Genomic DNA, 8,346 nt, shown 5'->3' on the forward strand with positions numbered 1-8,346 from the left:
CTTGGCAGTCTTGTCCGCGAGATGCAGACCGAGCAGACGATGGCAGCCGAATGACCCGCGGCGCGCAGATCCCCGAGACGGTCACGCTCCATGTCCCTTTCCGCGTCGTGAAGCGCGGCGGGCGGAAGGAGATGCAGTTGCCGGACGGTCCCGTGCAGCCGCGACGGACAGACAGCACTCTGGTCAAGGCGCTGGCCCGCGCGTTCCGATGGAAGAAGATGCTGGAGTCGGGCGAGTACGCCACCATCGCCGAACTGGCGGAGCGCGAGGGGATTGCCTCCTCATACATGACGCGCGTCCTGCGCCTGACCCTGCTCGCGCCCGACATCGTCGAGGCGATCCTGGACGGGCATCAGGGGCCGGAGGTGACGTTGGCAAGGGCGCTGGAGCCGTTTCCTTTGGAGCGGACGGAGCAGCGCGAGCACTTCCGCTAGCGGCCCAAAGCTGTCGTTCGCTAGGCGCTTCGATTTCTGTACTGCGGACCGTAAACCGGACTTTCGCTGCAGCTAGTCGGCCTAGTCAGTACTACAGACGAGAGGGGCCTTAAGGACAACTGACACTACGTTGGGTTACGCTGAACTCTGGTTCGATATGCAGAATGCCGAAAGCTCAACAGATGGCTTGTCTGGCTGTGTTGCGGCGCAGCTTCAATGTGGTTCGTGGAGAGCGGGTTGGGTACCACACTGAATAGAGCAGGCTGCGTCGGGCTAAGCACTGCAGCACGCCTGAGAATAGCGCTTAGCCCGACATTTTTTGGCGGAAGCCTATCTAAATGTTGTCACCCCTGATTGCATCGCAAATTGCATCCGTCACGTCTTGTGTATTCGCGTCGCCGCCAACATCAGGCGTCATGACGCCGTCCGCACATACCTTCTCGACGGCCCGCATCAGCCGCTGCGCGGCATTGGCCTCGCCGATATGTTCAAGCATCTGCGCGGCTGTCCAGAATGTTGCAACTGGATTGGCAATGCCTTTCCCAGTGATGTCGAACGCAGAACCATGAATCGGTTCAAACATGGAAGGGTACCGCCGCTCCGGATCGATGTTTGCCGTTGGGGCAACGCCCAAAGACCCGGCCAGCGCACCTGCGAGGTCAGACAAGATGTCGGCATGTAGGTTCGTAGCGACAATTGTGTCCAAGCTCTGAGGGGATTTCACCATTCGCACTGTCATCGCGTCCACGAGCATTTTGTCCCATGTTACATCAGGAAAGTCGTTTGAAACCTCTTCTGCGATCTCATCCCACATGACCATGCCATGGCGCTGAGCGTTTGATTTGGTCACCACCGTTAGCAGCTTGCGGGGGCGGGATTGGGCGAGTTGAAAAGCGTAACGCATGATGCGGGTTACGCCGACCCGTGTAAAAACTGCGACCTCTGTTCCGACCTCTTCCGGAAGACCCCGATGCGCGCGACCGCCCATTCCGGCATACTCACCTTCTGAATTTTCGCGCACGATCACCCAATCAAGGTCCCCGGGCCCGACATTTGCCAAAGGCGCCTGGATTCCAGGTAAAATGCGGGTTGGACGCACGTTTGCGTATTGGTCAAAGCCTTGGCAGATCGGCAAGCGCAAACCCCAGAGCGTCAAGTGATCGGGAACATCAGGCGCGCCAACCGCTCCGAAAAAAATCGCATCAAAAGCTTTGAGCGTTTCCGTCCCATCTTCAGGCATCAACGCACCTTCGCGCTTGTAGCGTTCTGAGCCCCAATCGAAATGCGTAAACTCAAGCCGAAAGCTGCCATCGCGCTTGGCAAGCGCTTCAAGGGCCTGGACTCCTGCGGCGATGACTTCGGGTCCAATCCCATCGGCAGGAATTGCAGCGATTTTGTAGGTCTTCATGTCTTTCCCCTTTGGAAGCGAAGTCATGTGACATTCTCTTTGATAACGCTTCGTAGGTGTATCCGTGTTTGATGGACGTCAGGCAATCGCAGCTGTATCATATAAAAAATTCATATAATGGGGTCGAGATGGAACTGCGCCAACTTCGATGTCTGATTGCCGTGGCCGAGACACAGCATTTCGGTCGGGCTGCCCAGAAACTTGACATGCTCCCAGCCTCGTTCGGCAGACACATCAAGCTCCTGGAGGAGGGACTCGGTGGGCAACTCCTTGTCAGGACAACGCGGCATGTAGCGTTAACGGATGCAGGGCGCGAGTTCGTCGCTCAGGCGCGCGACTTGGTCGAGCGCGCCGATGAAATGGAGCGCATGTTTCGTGAGGGCACCAAAGGTAAGTCGCGCATTCTTCGTATCGGCGCTATTGACAGCGCCGCTGCGGGATTGATGCCGCAACTTCTTCCGAAGGTCCGCGAAGCTTTTCCCGAAATCGACGTCGAGCTCTTGGAGCAAAAGACAATTCGTTTGCTGCCAAGACTGTTATCGGGCCGTTTGGACATCGCGATTGTTCGCCCCCCGGAAGTCCCGGACGGACGGCTAGAATTTATGCCGATCTTTTCGGAAACTGCTGTTGTTGCCATGCCAGAGGATCATCCCCTTGCAGCGCGAAAAATGGTGTCTGTGGCGGATCTTGCCGATCAGCCCTTAATTGTTCCGGATCGCGCCTCTCGGCCGCATAGCCACGATTTGACGATAAAGCTGTTTCTCGAGGCGGGATACACAGCCCGGATTGCCCAAATCGCCGAAGAAAAACAAACGATCGTCAGCCTGGTCAGCACAGGCGTTGGACTCGCAATTGTTCCCAAATGGGCCTCGCGCCTGGCGGTCGGAGGCGTCAGTTTTGTAACCTTGAATGGGTCGACGGATATTGCAAAACAGAGCCTTGCTCTGTCAGCAGTTTGGCTCAGAGAAACGCGGCATGAGTCCCGTGACGCGTTCTTGCGAGTTCTTCAAGAGAACTTGCTGGAGCTTTCACGGACTGCGTGAGGCACATTATATCAATAATTTGTATAACCGCCGATGCATCCAAGGCGCTGGTGTCAAGCAAAACAAAAATACTAGAATCTTTTGAATGGCTAGACACGTGCGGCTTGATCCCCATTTCGGCCGCAAGAGCTCACATCTCGGGAGGAAACACATGACCATCAAGATACTCGTCGCTCTGGCGGCTTCGACGACGCTTTTTGCAGGCGCAGCCTTCGCTGACGGCCACACCGCTGATTGGCCGGAAAGCTTTACCATCGGGACCGGCTCTCAGGGTGGCACATATTTCGGATATGGCTCCGGTTGGGGCGGCATCGTTTCTGAGGCGACCGGCGTTTCTGGTGGTGCTGAAGTCACCGGTGGCCCAATGCAAAACATGTCGCTCGTCCATGCGGGCGATCTGGCATTCGGCATGACCACCATGGGTCCCGCAGCAGAGTCTATTGCTGGGAACAACCCCATTGCACCGGGTCTGCAAATGACGGGCGCCTGCGCAATGTTCCCGATGTACCAGACGCCGTTCTCGATTACGGCCCTTTCGTCTTCTGGCATCGAAAGCATTGCTGACATCCCGGCTGGTGCGAAAATCGGCTTCGGCCCGGCGGGCTCGACATCGGACACTTACTTTCCGCGCATGATGGAAGAACTGGGTGTGGATTTCGAACGCCGCAACGGTGGCTGGTCAGATTTGGGTGGACAGTTGCAGGACGGTCTGCTCGACGTGATCGCGTTTGCCGCTGGTGTTCCAGTTCCGGCTGTTTCGCAGCTTGAAGTGCAAACCGACGTGAACATCATCGAGTTCACAGAAGAAGAGCAAGCGAAAATCACCGCCGCGTTCCCAGTGGCGCAGTTCGATATCGCAGCCGACACCTACCAGACCCTCGAGGCGCCTGCGCGCTCCGTGTCGATGTGGAACTTCGCAATCGCAAACTGCGACCTGCCTGAAAGCTTCGTTTTCGAGGTTGTGAATGCGGTCATGTCTGACAACGAACGCATGGTTGCCACGCACAAGGCGGCGCGCTCCACTCTGCCTGAGTTTTGGGATCGCAACACCGTGATGAAATGGCACCCCGGTGCGGCCAAGTGGTTTATGGAAAACGCTGGCGCTGACATTCCGGCGGACATGATCCACGGCGGCTGATCGCTTTTGCCCCTGAGGCACTTTTAGACAAACGTATCCGCGCCTGACACACTTGGGCGCGGGTATTTTGTAAGCAGGCTGGCGACACGATGGTTCAGAAAGACACAGCACACGAGGACGATCACCTGATTGCAGATGGGGTGGACGAAGAGCCCATCGAAGGAAACCGTCGCCTGTTTGAAGGCCGCGGTCTTTTCATCATCGCTGCTGTGGCCACTCTCTACGCCGCGCTGCATATGATCGCCCTGAACGGCGTTTCGCTTTCGAACCTCATTGCTTTGCCAACAACCATCCAAGCAGAGCGCGCCGATGCTGCCGCTGATGCAGCCTTTGCCGATTTGCGCGCAACGCTCGGGCCCGTCGGCGAGGCGTTCGAAGGCAATTCGGTGCGCCGTCTTAAAGCCCTTGCCGAAGAGACGATGGCGACGGCTGAAAATGCCGACGAAATTGCGACCGGCATCGCCGCACTGGATGCGGCACGGGATCAAGCCGCTGCGCTCACACGTGAGGCGCGCGCCGTGCGCACAACGTGGTCCGAGAGGCTATGGTTCTTGCCGCAATTCCCACTGGAGACATGGAATTTCCGCATCCTCCACATCGGCGGAGCCCTGGCGCTCGGATTCTTGCTGTACGCTTCCAGCCAATTTGGCCCCGGCTTTGTTGCACGCGGATCGGGTTTGCAAATGGTCTCGGCCGCCTTACTCATCCCGGTTGCTTGGTCTGCATCTACCGTTTTTGGCTTTGCCAACTTCCTCGCCTCCGGCGATGCGGCTGAAGTCGGTGGCCGTGTGATCTGGATGTCCTTGCCCGAAGGCAGCGAACGTCTCGCGGCATTCCCGAGCTATACCGGCATCTTCGAAGCTGAGATCTGGCAATTCGGTCTGCCCCTGCTCGTGGCAACATTTGCCGCGATTGTGATCGGTTGGGTCGATCGGGTGGAGCGCAATCGTTTTGCCTTCTCCGACCTTGTCTTGGCGCTTTGCGGTCTCGTCGTAGCTTTCTATCTCGTTGTGGTTTACTCCACCGCCGCTCGCAACTCTGTGGGCACGGCAGAGGTGCCGATTGGGGTTGCCTTTGCGGCCACTGCAGGTGCTGCACTCATCATGGAACTGACCCGCCGCGTGGCTGGTCTTGCGCTTGTGATCATCACTGCCGTTTTCTTGATATACACCTTCACCGCCCACCTATTGCCCGGCATTCTCGCGGTTGAAAACGCTTACAGCTGGCAGCGGTTTTTTGGCCATGTCTATTCCGATGCTGGCATTCTGGGGCCGACGACGGCCGTGTCCTCGACCTACATCATCCTGTTCATCATCTTTGCGGCCTTCCTGCAGGCGTCAAAGGTTGGCGACTACTTCGTGAACTTTGCCTTCGCCGCAGCTGGTCGCGCGCGCGGCGGCCCGGCGAAAGTGGCGATCTTTGCATCCGGCCTGATGGGCATGATAAACGGCACGTCGGCGGGCAACGTGGTGGCGACCGGCTCTCTCACTATTCCGCTGATGAAGAAGGTTGGTTACCACAAGAAAACCTCAGGCGCAGTCGAGGCTGCGGCATCAACCGGTGGCCAGATCATGCCGCCGATCATGGGCGCAGGCGCCTTCATCATGGCAGAGATCACGGGCATCCCCTACCAGGAGATCGCCATCGCGGCGATCATTCCGGCAATTCTGTACTTCGTGTCGGTCTATTTCATGGTCGACTTCGAAGCCGCCAAGCTGGGCATGCGCGGCATGCGCGAGGACGAACTGCCGAAGTTCAACAAGATGGTTCGGCAGGTCTACCTGTTCATTCCGATCATCATCCTGATCTACGCTCTGTTCCTTGGCTACTCGGTCATCAGGGCAGGCACACTGGCAACGGTGGCGGCAGCGGTCGTCAGTTGGCTGACGCCGTTCCGCATGGGGCCACGGTCGATTCTAAAAGCGTTCGAATTGGCCGGCATCATGTCGATCCAGATCATCGCGGTCTGCGCCTGTGCGGGTATCATCGTGGGCGTGATCAGCCTGACCGGTGTCGGCGCGCGTTTCTCGGCTGTGCTTCTGGATCTGGCGGCCACATCGCAACTGCTGGCGCTGTTCTTCGCCATGTGCATCGCGATCCTGCTGGGCATGGGCATGCCAACCACAGCTGCCTACGCCGTGGCTGCATCAGTGGTTGCACCGGGTCTGGTGCAGCTGGGCATCCCACAGCTGACCGCGCATTTCTTCGTGTTCTACTTCGCTGTGCTGTCGGCCATTACGCCGCCCGTGGCTTTGGCCAGCTACGCAGCCGCCGGGATCAGCGGGGCCAACCCGATGGAGACTTCGGTCGCTTCCTTCAAGATCGGCATCGCTGCATTCATCGTACCGTTCATGTTCTTCTACAACAGCGCCCTTTTGATGGACGGCTCGTGGTTCGAAGTGGGACGCGCGGGCGTTACGGCGATCGTCGGCGTGTTCCTCCTGTCATCGGGCGTGCAAGGCTGGTTCATGGGCACCCGGTCTGCTTGGTTTATCCGACTGGGTCTTATCGTGGCCGCGCTCTTCATGATCGAAGGCGGCTGGGTCTCCGACCTCATCGGCGTCGGCCTGACCGTGGCGATGTTCCTGATCCAGCGCCTGTTCCATCCAGACCCTGATGCGCCCATTCCGGTGAGAGGCGCTGACTGACGCGTCAACAATACCCTTCAGGCCCGTTCCATTGGCTCTTCGAGTATCGGTCGCCGTGTGCCCAGCCAACGGGCAAAATGTGCTCGATCTCGACCTTCATCTCTTCTGTCAGAGCAATGCGGGCCCCCTCCATGCATTCTTCAAGGTGTCGTGCCGAGCGGGTGCCGGGGATCGCGATGATGTTGTCGTTTTGGGCCAGGCACCAAGCAATCGCCATGGCGGCAGTCGATGCACCATGATCGGCGGCGTATGCGCGGAATTGCGTGACTCTGGCCAAATTGAAAGAGAGGTTCGGTTCCTGGAAACGCGGGTTGTTCTTTCGAAAATCCTTCTCCGCAAATGCGGTTGGATCGGGGATATAGTCGGTCAACATACCCCGCCCGAGCGGGCAATAGGCGACAAAACCAACGCCCAGCTCTCGGCATGTTTGCAAAAGCCCGAGTTCAGGCAGGCGAGACCAGAGCGAATATTCGCTTTGCACCGCATCAACGGTCCCAACCGTGGCTGCCCGTCGAAGAGAGGACGGTGAGATTTCAGAGAAACCAATCCCCCCGATTTTGCCTTCTTTCTTCAGCTCCAAAAGCGTTTGCATGACGTCTTCAATTTCGACATCCGGATCTCGACGGTGAATGTAGAACAGGTCAACATGTTCCCGTTTTAGGCGTCGCAGCGAGCCTTCGAGCTGCTCTCGGAGGTAGTCTGACTTGTTGTTGAAACCGCGATTGCCATGTTCACGGTCGCGCCAAATCCCGGCTTTGGTTGCAATGCGAGTGTGATGATGCGCCGGCGACAGAAACCGTCCAAGGATTTCCTCACAGACGCCCAGTCCGTAGATGTTGGCTGTGTCGAGGTGCTCGACCCCTAAGTCGATCGCATGGGAAAGCGTTTCCCGCGCTTGGAATTCCGAAGATGGTCCATAAAACCCTCCGAAATTCATACATCCCAAGCCGATAGGAAAAACTGGTGATACCGAGTGAATCAACTGACGTCGTTGCATAGTGAAACCGTGCCAATTCTGCGTCAAAAGAACCAAGTCAAGGCAGCGTAGCCGAATACGGCCCCCCGAATGCCACCATTGGCGCTTTAAACGCAACGGTCAATCATTCGGGGCTTCGCTTTGGTAGGATTGCGCTTGCCGCGGCCATAAGTCCTTTGCAGGGTTTGGGGATTTGAACTTCAATTGAACGGCTGCTGTCGTCAGATGGGCTCTGTGCCAACGCACTTGCAGCGAAGGTCCGCATTCCGCCCTTCCTGTCGTGCTTCGAGGAGTGCTGCAGGTCAGCAGTCATGTACAGCTTCGAGCGACCAGCGAACGTTCGATTTCTGTTCCATCTACCGAGCGCCACTGGCATCGAAGTGTTCAGGTTGCCAGTCAGAAAAGCAGTTTGATTTCAGCGCGGTACAAGCTTTGCACCAAATTGGCGCAGTCATCAGATTCAGAGAATTTGGGCCTCAGAGAACGGTTTCGGGCCTGTTTATGCCGGACGAGGTGAATAGCCCAACCACTACAACCCTCGAAAACAAAAAGAAATTCCGGCCGCGGCGGCCAGCGGAGAAAGATTTGGCGAGGTCAAGTGGCGGAGCGGGCAGGACCGGGGTCGAACGTTCTCCGGTCGCTAAGTTATTGATAAATTTTGCCCAACTGATCTTTGGAACGATCAATCGTTCCAGTCGC

7 protein-coding genes are annotated in these 8,346 nt (G+C 57.5%); 4 read left to right on the forward strand and 3 right to left on the reverse strand.

The genetic code is table 11. The features are described from left to right. Positions 1-434, forward strand: a 434-nt coding sequence (locus ACFORG_RS18645; RefSeq protein ID WP_449284311.1) for a hypothetical protein, incomplete at its 5' end; no start/stop codon positions are given. Between the two features lie 334 nt (positions 435-768). Here the strand turns inward: ACFORG_RS18645 and ACFORG_RS18650 are convergent. Then, positions 769-1,842 carry a tartrate dehydrogenase gene (locus tag ACFORG_RS18650; protein ID WP_386737062.1) on the reverse strand — a complete coding sequence of 358 codons (1,074 nt, stop codon included), beginning with the start codon at positions 1,840-1,842 and terminating at the stop codon, positions 769-771. Between the two features lie 128 nt (positions 1,843-1,970). Between ACFORG_RS18650 and ACFORG_RS18655 the strand changes: the two genes are divergently transcribed. The 3 genes from ACFORG_RS18655 (at position 1,971) to ACFORG_RS18665 (ending at position 6,671) form a co-directional block, all read left to right on the forward strand. Continuing rightward, on the forward strand, positions 1,971-2,885 hold the full coding sequence (locus tag ACFORG_RS18655; RefSeq protein ID WP_386737063.1) for a LysR family transcriptional regulator: 915 nt from the start codon (positions 1,971-1,973) through the stop codon (positions 2,883-2,885). Between the two features lie 151 nt (positions 2,886-3,036). Continuing rightward, a complete protein-coding gene (locus ACFORG_RS18660) occupies positions 3,037-4,023 on the forward strand; it encodes a TAXI family TRAP transporter solute-binding subunit (RefSeq protein WP_386737069.1) in 987 nt (328 codons plus the stop codon). Between the two features lie 89 nt (positions 4,024-4,112). Next, complete coding sequence (locus tag ACFORG_RS18665; RefSeq protein WP_386737064.1) at positions 4,113-6,671, forward strand: TRAP transporter permease; 2,559 nt, start codon at positions 4,113-4,115, stop codon at positions 6,669-6,671. A 4-nt stretch (positions 6,672-6,675) separates the two neighbouring features. Here ACFORG_RS18665 and ACFORG_RS18670 read toward each other — a convergent pair whose 3' ends face one another. Together ACFORG_RS18670 and ACFORG_RS18675 are read right to left on the reverse strand one after the other, a co-directional pair. Further along, the gene (locus ACFORG_RS18670) at positions 6,676-7,668 is read right to left on the reverse strand and encodes an aldo/keto reductase (protein WP_386737065.1); all 993 of its coding nucleotides are present in this window, start codon (positions 7,666-7,668) and stop codon (positions 6,676-6,678) included. A gap of 455 nt (positions 7,669-8,123) precedes the next feature. Beyond that, a partial coding sequence (locus tag ACFORG_RS18675; RefSeq protein ID WP_386737067.1) for a hypothetical protein occupies positions 8,124-8,346 on the reverse strand: 223 nt, incomplete at its 5' end.

The organism is Lutimaribacter marinistellae (genome assembly GCF_042648365.1).
GTDB lineage: Bacteria > Pseudomonadota > Alphaproteobacteria > Rhodobacterales > Rhodobacteraceae > Lutimaribacter_A > Lutimaribacter_A marinistellae.

Coding starts and splice junctions, on each gene's coding strand:
- ACFORG_RS18650 (WP_386737062.1), bottom strand. CDS start 1,842: ATGAAGACCTACAAAATCGCTGCAATTCCTGCCGATGGGATTGGACCC.
- ACFORG_RS18655 (WP_386737063.1), top strand. CDS start 1,971: ATGGAACTGCGCCAACTTCGATGTCTGATTGCCGTGGCCGAGACACAG.
- ACFORG_RS18660 (WP_386737069.1), top strand. CDS start 3,037: ATGACCATCAAGATACTCGTCGCTCTGGCGGCTTCGACGACGCTTTTT.
- ACFORG_RS18665 (WP_386737064.1), top strand. CDS start 4,113: ATGGTTCAGAAAGACACAGCACACGAGGACGATCACCTGATTGCAGAT.
- ACFORG_RS18670 (WP_386737065.1), bottom strand. CDS start 7,668: ATGCAACGACGTCAGTTGATTCACTCGGTATCACCAGTTTTTCCTATC.